Source organism: Nocardioides bruguierae (genome assembly GCF_023554635.1).
GTDB lineage: Bacteria > Actinomycetota > Actinomycetes > Propionibacteriales > Nocardioidaceae > Nocardioides > Nocardioides bruguierae.
This window is the reverse complement of the sequence record NZ_JAMJPH010000005.1, coordinates 1-20,922: the sequence shown is the minus strand read 5'-3', so window position 1 is coordinate 20,922 and position 20,922 is coordinate 1. Positions and strand designations below refer to the sequence as shown.

Sequence of the window (20,922 nt, the reverse complement as noted above, 5' to 3'; positions counted from 1 at the left end):
CGGCGGGGGGCCCCCCCGCGGGGGGGGGGGGGGGGGGGGCGCCGCCCCCCCCCCCCCCCCCCCCCCCCCCCCCCCCCCCCCCCCCCCCCCCCCCCCCCCCCCCCCCCCCCCCCCCCCCCCCCGCCGGCGTCCGGGATGCCTGGTCAGGTCGGCAGGGGTTAGGATGCCCACGTGGCACACACCCTGCTTCTTCCCTAGCCGTGACGGGCGCCCAGCCCGACGCGGCCACCCCTCCTGCGCGAGGGGTTTTTTTGTGCCCACGCCCCGGCCCCTCACGAGGGGGACGGCGGCGGTCCACCCGAACAGCGAGGACGAGGAACACCAGAGGTCATGAGCGAGGAGACCAACACCTACGACGTGCGCGCCGTGGAGGAGAAGTGGCTGCCGGTCTGGGACCGGATCGACCCGTTCCGGGCCGACGACGCCGCTGCCCTCGCGGGCAAGCCCACGAAGTACGCGCTCACGATGTTCCCCTACCCCTCGGGTGACCTGCACATGGGTCACGCCGAGGTGTTCGCGCTGCACGACGTGATCTCGCGCTACTGGCGCTTCCGCGGGTTCGAGGTGCTCAACCCGATGGGCTGGGACTCCTTCGGCCTGCCCGCCGAGAACGCGGCCATCCGCAACGACACCCACCCGGCGACCTACACCTACGGCAACATCGAGACGCAGTTCTCCTCGATGAAGCGCTACGGCGTGAGCTTCGACTGGTCGCGCCGGCTGCACACCTCCGACCCGGAGTACTACCGGTGGACGCAGTGGCTGTTCCTGCTGATGCACGAGCGGGGCCTGGCCTACCGCAAGAAGTCGCCGGTCAACTGGTGCCCGCAGGACCAGACGGTGCTGGCCAACGAGCAGGTCCTGGCCGACGGCACCTGCGAGCGCTGCGGCGCCATCGTGACCAAGCGCGAGCTGACCCAGTGGTACTTCAAGACCACCGAGTACGCCCAGGAGCTGTACGACTGCCTGGACGACCTCCAGGACACCTGGATCGGCAAGGTCGTCAACGCCCAGCGCAACTGGATCGGCCGCTCCGAGGGCGCCCACGTCGACTTCGCGCTGAACCTGGCCGACGGGTCGACCAAGGACGTCACCGTCTTCACCACGCGTCCCGACACCCTCTACGGCGCCACCTTCATGGTCGTGGCCGCCGACGCCGCGCTGGCCGCCGAGATCGTCGCGCCCGACAAGCGCGCCGACCTGGACGCCTACCTGGAGGAGGTCCGCAAGGCCTCCGACATCGACCGCCTGGCCACCGACCGCCCCAAGACCGGCGTCGACCTGGGCATCACCGCGACCAACCCGGTCAGCCGCGAGCAGGTGCCGGTCTGGGCCGCCGACTACGTGCTGGCCGACTACGGCACCGGCGCCATCATGGCCGTGCCCGCGCACGACCAGCGCGACCTGGACTTCGCCACGGTCATGGGCCTGCCCGTCCGGATGGTCGTGGACGTCGAGGGCGCCGAGGACCCGGCCGTCTCCTCCGTGGCCACGACCGGCGACGGCACCTACGTGAGCTCCGGCCCGCTGGACGGGCTCACCGACAAGGCGAGCGCGATCTCGCAGATGATCTCGGTGCTCGAGGAGCGCGGCACGGGCACCGGCACGGTGAACTTCCGCCTGCGCGACTGGCTGCTCTCCCGCCAGCGCTACTGGGGCGCGCCGATCCCGATCGTGCACTGCGAGAAGGACGGCGAGGTCGCCGTCCCGCTCGACCAGCTGCCCGTCGAGCTGCCCGAGCTGACCGGCTCCGACCTGCGCCCGCAGGGCACCTCGCCGCTGGGCGGGGCCACCGAGTGGGTCGAGACGACGTGCCCGACCTGCGGCGGCCCGGCGCGCCGGGACACCGACACCATGGACACCTTCGTGGACTCGTCCTGGTACTTCCTGCGCTTCGTCTCCCCGAACCTGGACTCCGCGCCGTTCGACGAGGCGCTGGCCCAGGCCTGGGGCCCGATCGACCTCTACATCGGCGGCGACGAGCACGCCGTGCTGCACCTGCTGTACTCGCGCTTCTTCACCAAGGTGCTGCGCGACGCCGGCCTCATCACCTGGGACGAGCCGTTCTCCGCGTACCTGTCGCAGGGCAAGGTCATCAACAACGGCCGCAAGATGAGCAAGTCGCTGGGCAACGGCGTGAACGTCGCCGAGCAGCTGGAGGAGTTCGGCGTCGACGCCGTGCGCCTGACGCTGGTCTTCGCCTCCCCGCCGGAGGACAACATCGACTGGGCGGACGTCTCGCCCGCCGGCTCGCAGAAGTTCCTGCAGCGCGCCTGGCGGCTGTCCGGCGACGTCACCTCGGCGCCCGGCGTCGACGTGAGCACCGGGGACGTGGCGCTGCGCCGCCTCACCCACAAGACCGTGGCCGAGGCCGAGCAGCTCGTCGAGAGCTACCGCTTCAACGTCGTCGTCGCGCGCACCATGGAGCTGGTCAACGCCACCCGCAAGGCCATCGACTCCGGCTGCGGCGGGGCCGACCCGGCCGTGCGCGAGGCCGTCGAGGCCGTCGCCATGCTGCTCTCGCTGGTGGCCCCGTACACCGCCGAGGAGATGTGGGAGCGGCTCGGCCACGAGCCGTGCGTCGCCCAGGCCACCTGGCCGGTCGTCGACCCCGCGCTGCTGGTCGAGGAGTCGGTGACGGCCGTCGTCCAGGTCAAGGGCAAGGTGAAGGGCCGCCTCGAGGTGGCCCCCGACATCAGCGAGGCGGACCTGGAGGCGCTGGCCCTGGCCGACCCCGGCGTGCAGCGGGCCATCGACGGCGCCACCGTGCGCAAGGTGATCGTCCGGGCGCCCAAGCTCGTCAACATCGTCGTCTGAGGCCGTCAGCCGTGGGCGTCGCCGTCGTCACCGACTCGACCGCCAGCCTGCCCGGCGGGCTGGCGGCCGAGCACGGCCTCACGGTCGTGCCCCTCACCGTGGTGCTCGGCGAGGAGGTCCTCGAGGAGGGCCCGGACGGGGCGACGCCGGCGCGGCTGGTGGAGGCGCTCGGTGCGCGGCTGCCGGTCTCCACGTCGCGGCCCGCGCCGGAGGCGCTGGTCGCCCGGTGGGAGCGGCTGGTCGCCGACGGCGCCGAGGCGATCGTCGCCGTCCACCTCTCCGGCGAGGTCTCGGGCACCGTCGAGTCCGCGCGCCTGGCCGCGAGGCGCGTCGGCGTGCCCGTGGAGGTCGTTGACTCCCGCCAGGTCGGGCCGGCCACAGGGCTGGCGGCGCTGGCCGCGGCCGACGCGGCCTCTCGTGGCGCCTCCGTCGGCGAGGTGGCCGAGGCCGCCCGAGCGTGCGCGGCGGCGGCCACCACCCTCTGCTACGTCGACACCCTCGAGCACCTGCGCCGCGGCGGGCGGATCAACCCTGCCGCGGCGCTGCTCGGCGGGGCGCTCGCGGTGAAGCCGCTGCTGACCGTGACCGACGGGGTCGTGGAGCCCCTCGAGCGGGTGCGCACCGCCTCCCGGGCGCTGGGCCGCCTCGAGGAGCTCACGGTGGACGCGGCCCTGGCCCTCGGCGGGCCGGACACCGCCGTCCGCGTGGTCGTCGGGCACCTCGCCGCGCCGGACCGGGCCGTGGCCCTCCTCGATCGCCTCACCTCCCGCCTCGCGGCCGAGCTCGGCGACGCCTTCGCCGGCGGGTGGGAGTCCGAGGTGACTGCGGCCCTCGGCGCGCACACCGGCCCGGGGATGATCGCCGTCGGGATCGCCCCCGCCTGACCACGCCTCGGTGGTCGAGGTGCGAAGCCGGCCACGGCTGAGCCACGAGACCCCCGCACCCGACCGTCCACGACGACCGCCCACGTCACCCGGTGGTCGAGCAGCGACGAGCGCCGGCGAGGAGCGCACGTCGAGACCACGGGCCACCCAGCGTCCACAGCCACCACGTCCGACGCGGCTGTCCCCAGCCCCGTCCCGCACCCTCCTGGTCAGCGCCCGCGCTCCCTAGCGTCGAGGCCATGCGCACCCGCCGATCCTCCGTGGAGCACGCCGAGGCCGTGGCCCGACGGCTCGCCCTGCTCGCCGCCGAGGTGGAGGGCGCGCCGGAGCCCGCGGCAGCGGCCGCCCCTGAGCCGGCGACGCCTCCTCCCGCACCCGAGGCTGCGCCCGCCTCGGCGGCAGGGTGGGAGCTGCCCCGGGTCGGCCGGCACCGTGCCGGACCGGGGTACGCGAGCGCGCGGGCGGCCGAGCTGCGTGACGGTGCCCGCGAGGAGGTCCGCGCGCGTGTCGAGGCGCCCCTGGGTGCGGCCCGTGGGCTGCTGCGGTTCGGGTCGGCCCAGGTGGCCGTGCTGGCCTGCCTGGTGGCGGCCGGCCTGGTCGTCGCGGCGTGGTGGGTGGTCCGGGCCGACCCCGACCCGCTGCCGACCGTCCTGAGCCCCACCTCCTCGGAGGCCTCCGGCTCCTCGGCCTCGGCGCTGGAGGCGGTCGAGGAGACGGGGGAGCCCGACGCCCTGGTGACGCCCGTCCCGTCCTCGGGGGACTCGTCGGGGGCCGTCGACGGGGCGGACGCCGGCGAGGTCGTGGTGGACGTGGCGGGGCGGGTGCGCCGCCCCGGCATCGCCGTGCTGCCGGCCGGCTCCCGGGTGGCCGACGCGCTCGAGGCGGCGGGCGGGGCCCGGCCGGGCGTGGACCTCACCTCGCTCAACCTGGCCCGCGTCCTGGTGGACGGCGAGCAGGTGCTGGTGGGGGTGGAGCCCGCGGCCGGGGCAGCAGCGTCCGCCCTGTCCTCGCCGGGCGCCGGGGACCCGGGTGCGTCCGGCGGTGGGCTCGTGAACCTCAACACCGCCGACCAGGCCACGCTGGAGACGCTGCCCCAGGTGGGACCGGTGACCGCTGCCTCCATCCTGGCGTGGCGCGACGAGCACGGCGGGTTCACCTCCGTCGACGAGCTGCTCGAGGTCGACGGGATCGGGGAGGCGACGCTCGCCCAGATCGCGCCGCACGTGACGGTGTGAGCGACTCGGAGGACGCGCCGGGCACCGCGCACCGGGGGCAGGACTGGCGGATGCCGCTGGTGGGCGCGGCTGCGTGGGTCGGCGGGCTGCTCGCGGCCACCGGCTCCTGGGTGGCGCTGGTGGGCGTCGTGCTGGTCTCCCCGGTGGCCTGGGCGGTGGCCTGGGTGGTGGCCCGGGTGCTGGGCCCGAGGGCGAGCACCGGGCTGCCGCGTCGGGGCCTGGCGCGGGGCCTGGCGCTGGGCCTGGCCTGCGCCGGTGTGGCGCTCGCCGTCGGCGGCGCTGCGCTGGTGCGCAGCGAGCAGGTGGGCGCGTCCCCGGTGGCCGACCTGGCGGAGAAGGGAGCCGTCGTCCGGGTGCTCCTCCGCGTCACCGGCGACCCACGTCCGCTGGAGGGGCCGTACGCCGACGGGGTGCTGCTGCGTGCCCAGGTGCTGGAGGTCGAGGGCCGCGGCACGGCGTGGCGGCTGCGGGCGCCGGTGCTGGTGCTCGCGGACCCGGACTGGGCCCAGGCGCGGCTCGGCAGCGAGGTGGTGACCGGTGCCCGCCTCCTGCCGGCCGAGGGCGAGGACCTGGCGGCCGTCCTGAGCGCCTACGGGGAGTGGGAGACCGTGCGCGAGCCGGACGTGTGGTGGCGGGTGAGCGCCCGGGTGCGGCAGGCGCTGCGGGACTCCGTGGCCCACCGACCGACGCCCGAGCGCATCCTCGTGCCCGCGCTGGTCAACGGGGACGACACGGGGCTGGAGCAGCAGGTCCGTGACGACTTCGCGACCACCGGGCTCACGCACCTCCTCGCGGTCTCCGGTACGAACCTGACCCTCGTCGTGGGCCTGCTCGTGCTGCTGGCGCGCGCCCTCGGCGTGCGCGGCCGGTGGCTGTGGCTGGTCGGGGCGCTCGGCATCGTCGCGTTCGTGCTGGTGGCCCGCACGGAGCCGAGCGTGCTGCGGGCGGCGGCGATGGGGGCGGTCGGGCTGGTCGCCCTCGGGCCGGACGGCGGGCGGCGCGCCGGGCGCTCCCTCGGCGTCGCGGTGCTCGTCCTCCTGCTGCTCGAGCCGACGCTCGCCACGGGCGCCGGGTTCGCCCTCTCCGTGCTGGCCACCGCCGGCATCGTGTGGCTCGCACCGCCGTGGCGCGACGCGCTGAGGCGCTGGCTGCCGGCCGGCGCGGCCGAGGCGGTGGCGGTCCCCACGGCGGCGCAGCTGGCGTGCACCCCGGTGGTCGCGGCGATCTCGGGGCAGGTGTCCCTGGTCGCTGTGGGGGCCAACCTGCTGGCGGGTCCGCTGGTCGCCCCGGCCACGGTGCTCGGGCTGGTGGGCGGCCTCGCCACGCTGGTGCACCCGCTGCTCGGCCGCCCGTTCGGCACGGTCGCCACGTGGTGCGCGGCCGTGGTCGTCGAGGTCGCCGAGCGGGGTGCGGCGCTGCCCGTGGCGGCGGTGGACTGGGGGCAGGGCCCGGTCGCGGTGGCCCTCCTCACCGTGGCCACGGGGGCGGTGGCGGTCCTCGGTCCGCGGGTGGCCCGACGCCCGCGGCTCGCGGTGCCGGTGGTCCTCGTCCTCGTGATGGCCACGGCGGTGCCGCTGCCCGCGCCCGGCTGGCCGCCGCAGGGCTGGCTCGTCGTCGCCTGCGACGTCGGGCAGGGCGACGCCCTCGTCCTGCGGACCGGGCCCGGGGAGGCGGTCGTGGTGGACACGGGTCCCGAGCCCGCGCTGGTCGCCGCCTGCCTCGGCGACCTCGGGATCACGCACGTGCCCCTGGTCGTGCTCACCCACTTCCACGCCGACCACGTGGGCGGGCTGCCCGGGGTGCTCGCCGACCGCACGGTGGACGAGGTGCTGGTGACCTTCCTGCTCGACCCGCCCGCGTCCGTCGAGGCGGTGGACGAGGCGGCGCGCGCCTCCGGGGTGCCGGTGAGCACGGCGTCCCCGGGCACGGTGCGGCGCATCGGCGACCTGGACCTCCAGACCCTCTGGCCGTTGCTCGACACCCCGTCGGCCGGTCCGGGGGACGGCACCGGGGCCAACGACGCCAGCGTGGTGCTGCTCGCCGAGGTGTCCGGGGTCCGGGTGCTGCTCACCGGTGACCTCGAGCCGCCCGGGCAGGAGGCGCTCGCGCGGGCCTACCCGGGTCTGCGGGTCGACGTGCTCAAGGTGCCGCACCACGGCAGCCGCGCCCAGGACCTCGACCTGCTCACGGGGCTGGGCGCCGCGGTGGCGCTCGTGAGCGTGGGGGGAGGGCAACGACTACGGACACCCGGCCCCGTCCGTGGTGGAGGCGCTCGAGGGTGCCGGCTCCCGGGTGCTGCGCACCGACACCGACGGAGCCCTGGCGGTGGTGGCCGACGGGTCGGGACTCTCGACCCGAGCTCGTCGCTGACCCGTGCCAGGCGCCGCCGGCCGCACTACGCTCGCCGCATGGCGAAGCCCCGCAAGCGGTTGGACAAGGCCACCTACGAGGCCGAGCTGTTCCGGCTCCAGGCCGAGATGGTGAAGGTGCAGGAGTGGGTGCGCGCCACCGGCGCCCGCGTCGTGGTCGTCTTCGAGGGCCGCGACGCCGCCGGCAAGGGCGGGGCGATCAAGCGGATCACCCAGTACCTGAACCCCCGCGTCGTGCGGATCGCCGCCCTGCCCACGCCCAGCGAGCAGCAGAAGGGGCAGTGGTACTTCCAGCGCTACGTCGAGCACCTGCCCGGCAAGGGCGAGATGGTGCTGTTCGACCGCTCCTGGTACAACCGCGCCGGCGTCGAGCGGGTCCTGGGTTTCTGCACCCCCGAGGAGCACTCCCGGTTCCTGCACCAGTGCCCGATCTTCGAGCGGCTCCTGGTCGAGGACGGGATCATCCTGCGCAAGTACTGGTTCTCGGTCAGCGACGAGGAGCAGCAGCGCCGGTTCGTCGGTCGCATCGACGACCCGATGCGGCGCTGGAAGCTCTCCACGACCGACCTGCAGTCCATCACGCACTGGGAGGACTACTCCCGCGCCAAGGACGACATGATGGTGCACACCGACATTCCCGAGGCCCCCTGGTACGTCGTCGAGGGCGACGTGAAGAAGGAGGCGCGGCTGAACATGATGGCGCACCTGCTCTCCACGATCCCCTACACCGAGATCGAGCACCCCGACATCACGGTCCCCGAGCGGCCTGCATCCTCGGGCTACCGGCGACCGCCGCGCGAGCTCACGACCTACGTGCCCGACCACGTCGCCTCGCTGACCTCCGACTGAGTCGGACGGGGCGGGACGGGGCGGGGCGGAGCGGACGCCGGGCCTGTCGCCGCCGTGTGGGACGCTGTGCGGACCATGGCTCGTTCCGCATCCCGCTCCTCCACCCGCCCCGCCGCACGGCCGGCCGCGCCCGCTCCCGGGGACGTCCTCGGTCACGTCACGCTGGTCACCGGCAAGGAGGAGTTCCTGGGCGAGCGCACGGTGGCTGCCGTGCGGGCGGCCGTGCGCCAGCACGACGGGGAGGCCGAGGTCTCCGAGGCCAACGCGCTGGACCTGACGCTGGCCACCCTCGGCGAGCTGGCCGCGCCCTCGCTGTTCTCGACCACCCGCTGCATCGTCGTGCGCGCCCTGGAGAACCTGCCGGACGAGTCCTACGACGGCATCGTCGACTACGCCAAGGAGCCGGTCGAGGACGTGGCGCTCGTCCTCGTGCACACCGGCGGCCAGAAGGGCTCCGGCCTGCTGACCCGGCTGCGCAAGCTGCCGGCCGTCACCGAGGTGAAGTCCGAGGAGCTACGGGCCTCGGAGTACCCGTCGTTCGTCCAGGCCGAGGCCCGGCGCCTCGGCACGCGGATGGACCCGGACGCGGCCCAGGCGCTCGTCCAGGCCGTCGGCACCGACCTGCGCGCGGTCTCCAGCGCCGTCGACCAGCTCGTGCACGACTTCCCCGGGGAGTCCGTGAGCGCCGAGCGGGTCGGCCAGTACTTCGGCGGCCGTGCCGAGGCGACCTCGTTCGCAGTGGCGGACGCCGCCTTCGCCGGCAAGCGGCTGGCCGCGCTGGAGGAGCTGCGCTGGGCGATCGAGCGCGGTGTCGCGGGCGTCCTGGTGACCTCGGCGTTCGCCGGGTCCGCGCGCGGCCTGGCCCGCGCCAAGGGCCTGCGCCCCGGGGGCCGGGACAACGACGTCGCCCGCGACCTGGGTGTCCCGCCCTGGAAGGTGCGCTCGATCCGCGAGCAGTCGCGGGCCTGGTCCGAGGACCAGCTGGCGGCCGCCGTCCGCGCCGTGGCCCAGGCCGACGCCGACATCAAGGGTGCTGCCAGCGACGCGGCCTACACCCTCGAGCGCCTCGTGCTCACGATCACCGAGCTGCGCAGCGCCTCCCGCTCCTGACCCGCCGGCTCCTGACCCGCCGGCTCACGCCTGCGGGGAGCGGTGGGGGCCGGCGCCCGGGTGCTCCGGAACGCCGACGACCCGCCTCGTGCTCGCGCGGGGCGAGTCGAGGCGGGTCGTGTCAGCGACGACGAGCGGGGCTCAGAGAGAAGCAGCCTTCTTCGCGATGGAGGACTTCCGGTTCGCGGCCTGGTTCTTGTGGATGACGCCCTTGGAGACGGCCTTGTCCAGCTTCTTGGTGGCGAAGCGGGCCTTCTCGACGGCGGTCGCGTCACCGGCCTCGAAGGCCTCGTTGAAGCGGCGGATGGCGGTCTTGAGCTCGCTCTTGACGGCCTTGTTGCGCTCGTGACGCTTGTTGTTCTGCTTGATCCGCTTGATCTGGGACTTGATGTTCGCCACTGGTGTGCCTAGCTCTCTGGGTCGGTCGTGCAGGTCTGTTGTCGCTGACGTGATGGGGCCGATCGAGTCGGACCCGAGTCTGGGTGCGCTGCGGGCAGAGGGTGCCTCACGAGCGACAAGCGAGATTAACAGCGTGGGGGAAGGCCGCCCAAATCCCGAGCGGAGCGTCAGCAGCCCCGCGAACGACGTCCACGTTAGCGGGTCGGGGCCGGGAGTCCGAGTCGGCGCGCGACCCCCACCAGCAGGTGGTGGGCGACCTCGACGCGGAACGCCTGGAGCGTCGGCATCCCCTGGTCCTGCTGCGCGCTGCCGGCCCGCAGCAGCAGGTGGGTGGCGAACGCGGCGAGCAGTGCCGTCACCGTCTCCTCGCCCAGCGCCGCGAGATCGGGGTGGTCGAGCGCGGCGGCGTCGAACCAGGGCAGGTGCGCGTGCTCCTCCCGGGCCAGGAACGCATCGACCCAGGACGGGCCGACGAGGGCCTGTCCCCAGTCCACGAGGACGACCGAGCCGTCCGGTCGCAGCAGCAGGTTGTCGCTGCGCACGTCCCAGTGCACCAACCGGTCACCCGACGGCACGGCGCGCAGCACCGCTGCCAGGGGCGTGAGGTCGGCCAGCCATGGCGGGCCCAGGGTCGGGAGGACCTCGGAGGCCCGTTGTAGCGAGGCCGCCCAGGTGGAGAAGGTCTCGTCCGTCGAGCCCAGCGGCGCTCCGACGCCGGCCGCCCGGGTGCGCAGAGCCTCCAGCGAGGGCAGGCGGTGGTGCAGGAGCGCCGGCAGCGCGTCCACGGCGGAGACGACCGCGTCGACGTCGGCGGGGGAGCCGAGGTCGGGGTGGCGGCCCTCGACGTCCTCGAGCAGGAGCACCACCCAGGGGTCGTCGGGAGCATCGGCCTGGAGCGCCTCGTCCCACCAGTGCTCCAGCGCGGCCCAGCGAGGGTGCCGACCGAGGGCGTCCAGGACGACGGCCTCCCGTCGCAGCAGCTGCGGGGTCACGGGGTTCAGGGAGGCCGGGCAGGCCTTGACGAACAGCCTCGACCCGTCGGCACCGCGCAGGCGCACCGCGGGCCCCGGCGACATCCCGCCCGTCTGGTCGACGGCGGCGACCACCGGCGAGCCCAGCACCTCCTCGACCCGTGCCCGCACCCGCGTGGGCACCGATGCCCAGCCCAGGCGAGAGCCCCGGGCGGCGCGGCTCACCAGTCGCGGCGGGCGCGGAGCCAGGCCAGGGCGGCCTCGCCCTGCTGCCGCTGGTGGCGCCGCAGGAAGGGGCTCGTCGCCGGCGGCTTCCGCTCGGCCGTGGTGAGCAGGTACCCGGCGGTGCCCGCCAGGAGCGCGTCGACCGCCTCGTCCTCGACGCCGGCGGCGAGCGGGTGCGCTCGCAGCAGCGGCTCGGGGTCCAGGCCGGGGTCGGTGGCGGCCGAGGTGAGCAGCCAGACCAGGTCGGCCCAGGCCGCGCCGCGCGCGGCCCACGGCCAGTCGCACCACATCACGCGCCCGTCGTCGGCCAGCAGCAGGTTGTCGTCGCGCAGGTCACCGTGGACCAGCGCGTCGCCGGTCACCGCGGAGGCCAGGACGGCGGCGGCGTCGGCCACCCGGTCCCACACCCGCTCCGGGGCCAGGTCCTCGCGCAGGCCGGAGAGCAGCGGCACCAGCAGCGGCCAGTCCGAGAGGTCGTCGGCGAGGTCGGTCAGCACGCCCGCCCGCTCGAGGGCGCCGGCAGCGGCCGGCAGCACCTCGGCCGAGGCTGCCAGCGAGTCCAGCACCGCGGTGAGGTCCGGGCGGGTCCACGGCCGCGAGGGCAACCGGCCCTCGACGTCCTCCAGGCCCAGCAGGACCCACTCGTCGACCTCCGTGCTCCACCGCAGCGCGGGCGCCGGGACGCCGGCGTGGCCGGTCAGCACCCCCAGCACCGAGGCCTCGGCACGGTGGGCGGCGGCGAAGGCGGGCTGGGCGCGCAGCGAGGCGGCCTTGACGAAGTGGGTGCTGCCGTCCGCGCAGACCAGGGACGAGGCGAGCCCGGCGGTCCACCCTGCGGAGGCGGAGTGCGCCTCGATGACGGGCGAGCCCAGGCGGGTCTCGACGGCCGTGCGTACCGGGCGGGGGAGGAACCCCCACTCGACCCGGCGCACGGTGCGGCCGTGGGGCACGCCCTCGACGCTCCACGGGTCGAACGGGTCGAACGCCTCCTCGGGCTCGAGCGGGTCGCCGGAGGGCGAGTCGAGGAGAGGGGAACGTGGGAGCACCCGGCCAGTCTGGCCCCGGGCGTGCCGCGGGCGTGGTTGCCACGGCCCGGTGTGTCGCGCGGGGCTCGCCACACCGGAGGTCACCGGGCCGGCGCCCGCACCAGGTCCCGCAGCGCGGGTCCGAGTGCTGGCGAGGCTGCAGTGCCGAGCGCGTGCCGCACGCGGCATCAGTACCGCTCCACGAGGTGGGAGCGCCCGGGCGGCGGGGCGTAGGGCTCGGGCCACCAGTCCTCCATGGCGGTCACCAGCCCGTCGCGCACGGTGAACGCCGCGATGCCGGTCTGCACCCCGTCGTCCGCCTGCCCGCTGCCCTCGCCGGGGTCGAACGCGATCCACGTCGCCACCGTGCCGCTCTCCTCGTCCGTGACGAGGCGGGTGACCCGCAGGGTCCACGGGCCGGGGTACTCGGCGTTGAACCGGGTGAAGGCCTCCCGGCCGCGGACCCGCTCCCGGGTCTGCGGCACCTCCATCACGACGTCGGGGTGCAGCAGGGCGGCGAACCCGGCCCAGTCACGGGCGTCGCAGGCCGCCCACAGCGAACGGACCACCGAGGCGGCCGACGGCGCAGCGGCGGGGGAGCGGGGCGGGTGCGAGGTCATGGCGGCGACGGTAGGTAGGACCTCCGACAGCGACGTGGGACACTGGCCGGACACCTCCGGCACGGCGCGTCCGCCGCCGGAGCGCGCCGACCGCGCCGTGACCCGCTCCCACCCCGAGACACCGAGGACCCCGTGCCTGCTGTTCCCTCGTCCGCCTGGCCGAAGCCCGGTCAGACCGACCCGGCGATCATCCGGAACTTCTGCATCATCGCCCACATCGACCACGGCAAGTCGACCCTGGCCGACCGGATGCTCCAGCTCACCGGCGTCGTCGACGAGCGCGCGGCCCGGGCGCAGTACCTCGACCGGATGGACATCGAGCGCGAGCGCGGCATCACGATCAAGTCCCAGGCCGTGCGCATGCCGTGGGCGGTCGAGGAGGGCAACGAGGAGGGTGCCGAGGCCGGCACCTACGTCCTCAACATGATCGACACCCCCGGTCACGTCGACTTCACCTACGAGGTGAGCCGCTCGCTGGCCGCGTGCGAGGCCGCGATCCTGCTCGTGGACGCCGCCCAGGGCATCGAGGCCCAGACGCTGGCCAACCTCTACCTGGCGATGAGCGCGGACCTGCACATCATCCCGGTGCTCAACAAGATCGACCTGCCCTCCGCGGACCCCGACAAGTACGCCGAGGAGCTCGCCGGCCTGGTCGGCTGCGAGCCCGAGGACGTCCTGCGGGTCTCCGCCAAGACCGGCGTCGGCGTGGAGAAGGTGCTCAACGAGGTCGTCAAGCAGACCCCGGCCCCCGTCGGCGACCCCGACGCCCCGGCCCGCGCACTGATCTTCGACTCCGTCTACGACACCTACCGCGGCGTCATCACCTACGTCCGCGTCGTCGACGGCGAGCTGCGCCACCGCGACCGGATCAAGATGATGAGCACCAACGCCACGCACGAGATGCTCGAGATCGGTGTCATCAGCCCCGAGCAGCTGCCGGCGCAGGACATCGGCGTCGGCGAGGTCGGCTACCTCATCACCGGTGTGAAGGACGTCCGCCAGTCGCGCGTCGGTGACACCGTCACCACGCAGCACCACGGCGCCACCGAGATGCTCGGGGGCTACTCCGACCCCAACCCCATGGTCTTCGCGGGTCTGTACCCGATCGACGGCGACCAGTTCGGCGACCTGCGCGAGGCGCTGGAGAAGCTCCAGCTCAACGACGCCTCGCTCACCTACGAGCCGGAGACCTCCGGCGCGCTGGGCTTCGGCTTCCGCTGCGGCTTCCTCGGCCTGCTGCACATGGAGATCACCCGCGACCGGCTCGAGCGCGAGTTCAACCTCGACCTCATCTCCACCGCCCCGTCCGTGAGCTACCAGGTCACGATGGAGGACGGCACCGAGCACCAGGTGACCAACCCCAGCGAGTACCCCGAGGGCAAGATCGCCGAGGTCCGCGAGCCCGTCGTCGACGCCACGCTGCTGGCGCCGTCGGACTACATCGGCACGATCATGGAGCTGTGCCAGACCAAGCGCGGCGACCTGCAGGGCATGGACTACCTGTCCCCGGACCGCGTGGAGATGCGCTACAAGCTGCCCCTGGCCGAGATCGTCTTCGACTTCTTCGACCAGCTGAAGTCGCGCACCAAGGGCTACGCCAGCCTCGACTACGACTTCACCGGTGACCAGGCGGCCGACCTGGTGAAGGTCGACATCCTGCTCCAGGGCGAGCCGGTCGACGCGTTCAGCTCGATCGTGCACCGCGACTCCGCCTACTCCTACGGCGTGATGATGGCCGGCAAGCTCAAGGACCTCATCCCGCGGCAGCAGTACGAGGTGCCGATCCAGGCCGCCATCGGCGCCCGGGTCATCGCCCGCGAGAACATCCGCGCCATCCGCAAGGACGTCCTTGCCAAGTGCTACGGCGGCGACATCAGCCGCAAGCGCAAGCTGCTGGAGAAGCAGAAGGAGGGCAAGAAGCGGATGAAGATGGTCGGCCGCGTCGAGGTCCCCCAGGAGGCCTTCGTGGCCGCGCTCTCCACGGGCAGCCCGACCGCCGGGGAGGGCGGCAAGGGCAAGTGACCCGCCCGTGAGCGCGCTCCGCCTGCCGCCCGAGGTCGAGGCCATGGCCGGACGCGGACCCGACTGGGCAGCGTGGGTCGAGCGCGTCCCCGCCACCCTGCGGGACCTGCTCGAGGAGTGGTCCCTGACGAGGACCGACGACGAGGTCTGGCACGGCCACGCCTCCGTCGTGCTGCCCGTGCGCGACCGCGAGGGTCGCGAGCGGGTGCTGAAGGTCGCCTTCCCCGACGTCGAGACCGAGCACGAGGCGCTGGCCCTGCGCACCTGGGCCGGCCGCGGCGCCGCGCAGCTCGTCACGGCCGACCCCCGTCGCCGCGCGGTGCTGCTGGAGCGGCTCGAGCGCCGCGACCTGCACGAGGAGTGGGACGTCGCGGCCTGCGAGACGGTCGCCGACCTCTACCGGCAGCTGCACGTGCCGGCCCCGCCGCAGCTGATGACGGTGCCCGCCTACGTGGGCCGCTACGTCGAGCGGCTGCGCGCGCTCCCGCGCAACGCCCCGCTGCCCCGCCGGATGGTGGAGCAGGCGCTGGCCCTGGTGCGCGACCTCGGGGCGGACGAGCGGGCGGTCGGCACGCTGGTGCACGGGGACCTGCACTACGGCAACGTGCTGCACGACGTGACGGGCGAGGCGGTGGCCATCGACCCGCACGCCATGAGCGGCGAGCCGGCCTGGGAGGTCGCGCCGCTGCTGTGGAACCGGTTCGAGGAGACCGCGGGCGACCGGCCCCGGGCGCTGCGGGCCCGCTTCGAGACGGTCGTCGACGCCGCCGGCCTCGACGAGGACCGGGCTCGCGGCTGGGCGGTCGTGCGCCTCGTCCTCAACGCCTTCTGGGCGCTCGAGGACGCCGCCGCCACCCCGGCGGGTGCGCGAGACGACGCCGGCGTGCGGCGGTACGTGACGCAGATGCTGACGGTCGCCAAGTCGTTGGACCCGTAGGGCCCCAGGACCCTCCCCTGGACCCTGGTCGGCGGGACCTTCCTCCCTACGTCCATCCCCCACTGGGGAGGACCGTGAGGAGTGCAGGGAACTACCGCGAGGAGGCGGAAGATGCGCACTCGAGTCATCGTCCTGGGAGGCAACTTCGGAGGACTCACGGCCGCGCTGGCGGTCAAGCACGAGCTGCACGGCGACGTGGACGTCGTCGTGGTCAGCAAGGACGACCACTTCCTCTTCAACCCCAGCCTGATCTGGCTGCCGTTCGGCAAGCGGGACCGCGAGGACCTCACGTTCCCGATCGCCCCCACGCTGGAGGAGCACGGGATCGACTTCGAGCACGTCGCGGCGACGGGAGTGGACGCCGAGGCCAAGACGGTGACGCTGGCCGACGGCCGCGAGCTCGAGTACGACTACCTGGTCATCGCGACCGGCTACCGCAACAAGGACGACGTGGTCCCGGGGTTCGCCGAGAACGCCCTGAACATCACCACGCTGCCGGAGGCCGAGCGCGCCGGGGAGGCCTGGACGCGGTTCCTCGACGACCCGGGCGACGTCGTCGTCGGCGCCACGCAGGGGGCGGGCTGCTTCGGCGCCGCCTACGAGTTCCTCTTCAACATGAGCCACCAGCTCAAGAAGGCGGGCCTGAAGAAGCAGGTCAAGCTCTCCTACGTCACCAGCGAGCCGTTCCTCGGCCACTTCGGCATCGGCGGCCTGCCGCACGGCGAGGACCTGCTGGGCATGTTCCTGAAGAAGGAGGGCATCGAGGCGAACATCAACACCGGCATCGACCACGTCGAGTCCGACGCCGTCGTCCTCGGCAGCGGCGAGACGCTGCGCTCGAGGTACTCGATGATCATCCCGCCGTTCCTGGGGCAGGACTTCCTGCTCGGCACCGGCCTGACCGACGAGAAGGGGTACGTCAAGGTCCGCGACACCTACCAGACCGAGAAGTACGACGACGTCTACGCCGTCGGCATCGCGGCCGCGGTCGACGCCCCGTGGACCACCCCGACCCCGGTCGGCATCCCCAAGACGGGCTTCCCGACGGAGGCCATGGCGCACACGGCCGCGAAGAACATCGCGGCGCAGGTGCTCGGCGAGGTCCCCACGCACGAGAAGGCGTTCGGCGACATCAAGGCCGTCTGCGTCATGGACGCCGGCAACAACGGCGTCATCATCCTGGCCGACAAGATGCTGCCCCCGCGCAAGCACGGGGTGCTCATCCCGGGCCCGCAGGCCCACCTGATGAAGCTGGGTTTCGAGAAGTACTTCCTCTGGAAGATGCGCAACGGGCACGTGATGCTGCCCTGACCCGACCCCCACCCGGCACGACCTGACCAGACCCGGCCCCGGGGTCCGCTGCCGGACCCCGAGGCTCGGCCTCCTGCCCCCTCTCCCGGCAGGAGGCCGACCGGCCGGCCGCCCGCGGCCGACCCACCGCCGTTGCGACGTCTCGCTCGAGCGGACAGGGAGGGAGCCCGCGCCCCCGGCACGTCCTCACGCAGGACGCCGGGGGCGCGCTGCGTCCGGCTAGCCTGCGGGCATGACCCACGCCGAACCGCCGGTCGGGCGGCTGCTGTCCGTCAACGTCGGGCGCGCCCGGGCCGCGGCCTGGGCCGGCTCGCTGGGCCGCACCGCCATCGACAAGACCCCGACGAGCGCCCCCGTCCTGGTCGGCAGGCTCGGTCTCGTGGGCGACGAGGTGGTGAACACCAAGCACCACGGCGGGCCGGACAAGGCCGTCTACGCCGTCTCGCGCGCCGAGCTGGACCACTGGTCGGGCGTGCTCGAGGCGGAGCTGCCGGACGGCCAGCTGGGGGAGAACCTCACCGTCGGCGGCCTCGCGGTCGACGACGCCGAGCTGGGGGAGCGCTGGGCCGTCGGCGAGGCTGTGCTGGAGGTGCGGCTGCCTCGGGTGCCCTGCAACGTCTTCGCGGGGTGGGTCGGCCACTGCGGCCTCGACGCCCGCGGCTGGGTGCGGCGCTACACCGAGCACGGCCGCCCGGGTGCCTACCTGCGCGTGCTGGGGGAGGGCCAGGTCCAGACCGGTGACGAGGTGCGGGTGCTGCACCGTCCGGGCCACGGCGTGACCCTCGCGCACGCCTTCGCCGCGCTCACCACGCGACCGGACCTGCTGCCGGACCTGGCGTCCGTCCCCGACCTGCACCCCGACCTGCGTGACCGGATGGTGCGATCAGGGCAGCCAGACCTACCCGGGAGTAGGTAAGGTGATCTGCACCACGTGAACCCGGCCGCGCACCGTCGCCCGGCCCCCGAGCCCACGAGGAGCTCCCGCCATGCCGATCAACCCCGACACCGGCTTCGTCGACCACCTGCCCGCGAACGTCGCCGTGCAGTTCTGGGACCGTGTCGCTGCGAGCCCCGACAAGGAGGCCTACCGGTTCCCGGTGGGCGAGGCCTGGGAGTCCGTGACCTGGAAGCAGGCCGGCGAGCGCGTCGGGGCGCTGGCCGCGGGCCTGCTCGCGCTGGGCGTGGAGCAGACCGAGCGGGTCGGCATCGCCTGCTCGACCCGGTACGAGTGGATCCTCGCCGACCTCGCGATCATGTGCTCCGGCGGCGCGACGACCACCGTCTACCCCTCGACCAACAGCGAGGACACCGCCTTCATCGTGGGCGACTCCGGCTGCAAGGTGGTCTTCGCCGAGGACGCCGAGCAGCTGGCGAAGCTGCGCGAGCACCGGGCCGAGCTGCCCGAGCTGCGCGCCGTGGTGATGATCGACGGCAGCGGCGCGCCGGAGGACGGCGAGTGGGTGCTGACCCTCGACGACCTGGCCGCGCGCGGCACCGCCTACCTGGCGGACAGCCCCGACGTGCTGGAGCAGACCGCGAAGCAGATCACCCAGGACCAGCTCGCCACCCTGATCTACACCTCCGGCACGACCGGCCGCCCCAAGGGCGTGCGGCTGCTGCACCGCGCCTGGGTCTTCGAGGGCGAGTCGATCAAGGCGCAGGACATCCTCTCGGTCGACGACCTCCAGTTCCTCTGGCTGCCGATGGCCCACTCCTTCGGCAAGGTGCTCCTCTCCACCCAGCTCGCCATCGGCTTCGCCACGGCCGTCGACGGCCGGGTCGAGCGGATCATCGACAACCTCGCCGTCGTCCGCCCCACGTTCATGGGTGCGGCCCCCCGGATCTTCGAGAAGGCCTACGGCCGCATCCAGCGCATGCAGGAGGCCGAGGGCGGGGTCAAGAAGGTGCTCTTCGACCAGGCCTTCAAGGTCGGCCTCGAGGTCGACCGGCTGACGCTGGCCGGCAAGCCGGTGCCGCTGCCGCTGAAGATCCAGCACGCCCTGTTCGACAAGCTGGTCTTCAGCAAGGTCCGCGAGCGGTTCGGCGGACGAGTCCGCTTCTTCATCTCCGGCTCCGCGGCGCTGAACGCCGAGATCGGCTCCTGGTTCCACGCCGCGGGCATCCTCATCCTCGAGGGCTACGGCATGACCGAGAACGCCGCCGGCGCCGCGGTGAACCACCCCGAGAAGTACAAGATGGGCACCGTCGGCCCGGCGATGCCGGGATCACAGATCCGCATCGGCGAGGGTGACGAGGTCCAGCTCAAGGGCCCGCACGTGATGGCCGGTTACCACAACCTGCCCGAGGAGAGCGCCGCCGTCTTCACCGAGGACGGCTGGCTGCGCACCGGCGACAAGGGCAGCCTGGACGCCGACGGCTACCTGACGATCACCGGCCGCATCAAGGAGCTCTTCAAGACCTCCGGCGGCAAGTACATCGCCCCCGCCGCCATCGAGTCGAAGTTCAAGGCGGTCTGCCCCTACGCCAGCCAGTTCCTGGTCTTCGGCAACGAGCGCAACTACTGCGTCGCCCTCATCACCCTGGACCCGGACGCGATGACGGCGTGGGCCGAGGAGAACGGCATGGCCGGCAAGCCCTACGCCGAGGTCGTTACCTCCTCCGCGGTGCACGACATGGTCCAGGGCTACGTCGAGGAGATGAACACCCGGCTCAACCGCTGGGAGACGATCAAGAAGTGGGACATCCTCCCCGCCGACCTGTCGGTGGAGACCGGTGAGCTGACCCCGTCGATGAAGGTGAAGCGCTCCGTGGTCGAGGAGAACAACCACGACCGGATCGACGCCTTCTACGGCTGAGTCGCCCAGCACTCGCGCCACGTCTGCGATCGCCGGGTCCGCACGGGCCCGGCGATCGCTGCGTCCGCGGGTCCAGATCGATCCCAGGGTGCGCGCACAGGAATCCCACAGACGTGACCCGGATGCTCCTCCCATGAGCGACTCCCAGGACCGCGACGAGACCACCTCGGGCAGCACCACCCCGGGCAGCACCACCCCGGGCAGCACCGGCCCGGGCCGCCGCCCCCGCAACCGGGCGCTGGCCCGGCTGCGCCGCGACGAGCGCCCCGCCCAGCCCGACCACGCCATCCCCGAGGAGCTCGAGGACCACGACCTCGGCCTCTCCGAGGACCTGCCGCGCATCGTCCGCAAGCAGGAGCAGGCGCTCGGACGCCGGCGCCTGCTCGCGCTCGGTGGCGTCGGCGCCCTCGGGGCCACCGGCTTCCTGGCCGCATGCTCCTCCGACGACTCCACCAGCTCCTCGGCGTCGAGCTCCGGCTCGGCCTCGAGCAGCAGCAGCGACCGGCCCGAGCCGCCGGACGGCGGCGGTGGCCCCGGCGGCGACGGCGGCGGTGACGCCGCCCAGGGTGACTCCTCCGTCGAGGTCGCCGACGGGGAGATCCCCGAGGAGACCGCCGGTCCGTACCCGGGCGACGGCTCCAACGGCGCCAACGTGCTGAGCGAGTCCGGCATCGTGCGCAGCGACATCACCTCGTCCTTCGGCGACGCGAGCGCCACCGCCGAGGGCGTGCCGGTGACCGTGCGGATGAAGATCTACGACCTCTCCGGTGACGACGTCGAGCTGCTCGAAGGTGCTGCGGTCTACCTGTGGCACTGCGACGCCCAGGGCAACTACTCGATGTACTCCGAGGGCATCACCGAGGAGAACTACCTGCGCGGCGTCCAGGTCGCCGACAGCGACGGCTACGTGGAGTTCACCAGCATCTTCCCGGGCTGCTACGCCGGCCGCTGGCCGCACATGCACTTCGAGATCTACGCCGACGAGGACTCCGCGACCTCCTACACGAACAAGATGCGCACCTCGCAGCTCGCCATCCCGCAGGCCATCTGCGAGGAGGTCTACGGCGTGGTGGACGGCTACGACGACTCGGTCGCCAACCTGGCCAACATCTCCCTGGACTCCGACAACGTCTTCTCCGACGGCTACAGCCTCCAGATGGCGAACGTCACCGGCTCGGTGGACGAGGGCTACACCATCAAGCTCAACGTCCCGATCTGAGCCGATTGGCTGCACCCCCGGCGGGGGGGGGGGGGGGGGGGGGGGGGGCCCGCCCCCCCCCCCCGCGGGCCCCGGCCGCCCCCGCCCGCCCGCCGGGCGCCCCCCCCCCCCCC

The 20,922-nt window shown here is 73.6% G+C and carries 15 protein-coding genes; 11 read left to right on the top strand and 4 right to left on the bottom strand.

Annotated elements, in window-relative coordinates; genetic code table 11:
• The first annotated feature begins 330 nt into the window (after positions 1-330).
• The 5 genes from leuS (at position 331) to holA (ending at position 9,264) form a co-directional block, all read left to right on the top strand.
• The gene (leuS, locus tag M8316_RS04740; protein WP_250052483.1) at positions 331-2,817 is read left to right on the top strand and encodes a leucine--tRNA ligase; all 2,487 of its coding nucleotides are present in this window, start codon (positions 331-333) and stop codon (positions 2,815-2,817) included.
• Positions 2,818-2,828: 11 nt separating this feature from the next.
• Positions 2,829-3,701: a DegV family protein gene (locus M8316_RS04735; protein WP_250052482.1), complete on the top strand. Its 873-nt coding sequence runs from the start codon at positions 2,829-2,831 to the stop codon at positions 3,699-3,701.
• Positions 3,702-3,940: 239 nt separating this feature from the next.
• On the top strand, positions 3,941-4,936 hold the full coding sequence (locus M8316_RS04730; protein WP_250052480.1) for a ComEA family DNA-binding protein: 996 nt from the start codon (positions 3,941-3,943) through the stop codon (positions 4,934-4,936).
• Positions 4,933-8,154, top strand: coding sequence for a polyphosphate kinase 2 (gene ppk2 / locus M8316_RS04725; protein ID WP_250052479.1), 3,222 nt, complete (start codon positions 4,933-4,935; stop codon positions 8,152-8,154). The genes M8316_RS04730 and ppk2 overlap by 4 nt, the downstream gene beginning before the upstream one ends.
• A gap of 75 nt (positions 8,155-8,229) precedes the next feature.
• A complete protein-coding gene (gene holA / locus M8316_RS04720) occupies positions 8,230-9,264 on the top strand; it encodes a DNA polymerase III subunit delta (RefSeq protein ID WP_250052478.1) in 1,035 nt (344 codons plus the stop codon).
• 141 nt (positions 9,265-9,405) lie between these two features.
• Here the strand turns inward: holA and rpsT are convergent, their stop codons facing one another.
• The 4 genes from rpsT to M8316_RS04700 form a co-directional block, all read right to left on the bottom strand.
• Positions 9,406-9,663 (bottom strand): 30S ribosomal protein S20, encoded by a 258-nt coding sequence (gene rpsT, locus M8316_RS04715; RefSeq protein WP_250052477.1) that lies wholly within the window; start codon positions 9,661-9,663, stop codon positions 9,406-9,408.
• A gap of 194 nt (positions 9,664-9,857) precedes the next feature.
• Positions 9,858-10,817 carry a phosphotransferase family protein gene (locus M8316_RS04710; protein WP_250052476.1) on the bottom strand — a complete coding sequence of 320 codons (960 nt, stop codon included), beginning with the start codon at positions 10,815-10,817 and terminating at the stop codon, positions 9,858-9,860.
• A 38-nt stretch (positions 10,818-10,855) separates the two neighbouring features.
• Positions 10,856-11,905 (bottom strand): phosphotransferase, encoded by a 1,050-nt coding sequence (locus tag M8316_RS04705; protein WP_250052475.1) that lies wholly within the window; start codon positions 11,903-11,905, stop codon positions 10,856-10,858.
• Positions 11,906-12,072: 167 nt separating this feature from the next.
• Positions 12,073-12,504: a nuclear transport factor 2 family protein gene (locus M8316_RS04700; RefSeq protein ID WP_250052474.1), complete on the bottom strand. Its 432-nt coding sequence runs from the start codon at positions 12,502-12,504 to the stop codon at positions 12,073-12,075.
• A 132-nt stretch (positions 12,505-12,636) separates the two neighbouring features.
• On the opposite strand from M8316_RS04700, the gene lepA reads away from it, so the two are divergent.
• The 6 genes from lepA to M8316_RS04670 all read left to right on the top strand — a co-directional run bounded on the left by lepA (position 12,637) and on the right by M8316_RS04670 (position 20,809).
• Complete coding sequence (gene lepA, locus M8316_RS04695) at positions 12,637-14,526, top strand: translation elongation factor 4 (RefSeq protein ID WP_250052472.1); 1,890 nt, start codon at positions 12,637-12,639, stop codon at positions 14,524-14,526.
• Positions 14,527-14,533: 7 nt separating this feature from the next.
• The gene (locus M8316_RS04690; protein ID WP_250052470.1) at positions 14,534-15,463 is read left to right on the top strand and encodes an aminoglycoside phosphotransferase family protein; all 930 of its coding nucleotides are present in this window, start codon (positions 14,534-14,536) and stop codon (positions 15,461-15,463) included.
• A 111-nt stretch (positions 15,464-15,574) separates the two neighbouring features.
• Positions 15,575-16,774 carry an NAD(P)/FAD-dependent oxidoreductase gene (locus M8316_RS04685; protein WP_250052466.1) on the top strand — a complete coding sequence of 400 codons (1,200 nt, stop codon included), beginning with the start codon at positions 15,575-15,577 and terminating at the stop codon, positions 16,772-16,774.
• 232 nt (positions 16,775-17,006) lie between these two features.
• The gene (locus tag M8316_RS04680) at positions 17,007-17,690 is read left to right on the top strand and encodes an MOSC domain-containing protein (protein WP_250052464.1); all 684 of its coding nucleotides are present in this window, start codon (positions 17,007-17,009) and stop codon (positions 17,688-17,690) included.
• A 70-nt stretch (positions 17,691-17,760) separates the two neighbouring features.
• Complete coding sequence (locus tag M8316_RS04675; protein WP_250052462.1) at positions 17,761-19,590, top strand: AMP-dependent synthetase/ligase; 1,830 nt, start codon at positions 17,761-17,763, stop codon at positions 19,588-19,590.
• A 133-nt stretch (positions 19,591-19,723) separates the two neighbouring features.
• Positions 19,724-20,809, top strand: coding sequence for an intradiol ring-cleavage dioxygenase (locus M8316_RS04670; protein WP_250052460.1), 1,086 nt, complete (start codon positions 19,724-19,726; stop codon positions 20,807-20,809).
• Positions 20,810-20,922 lie beyond the last annotated feature (113 nt).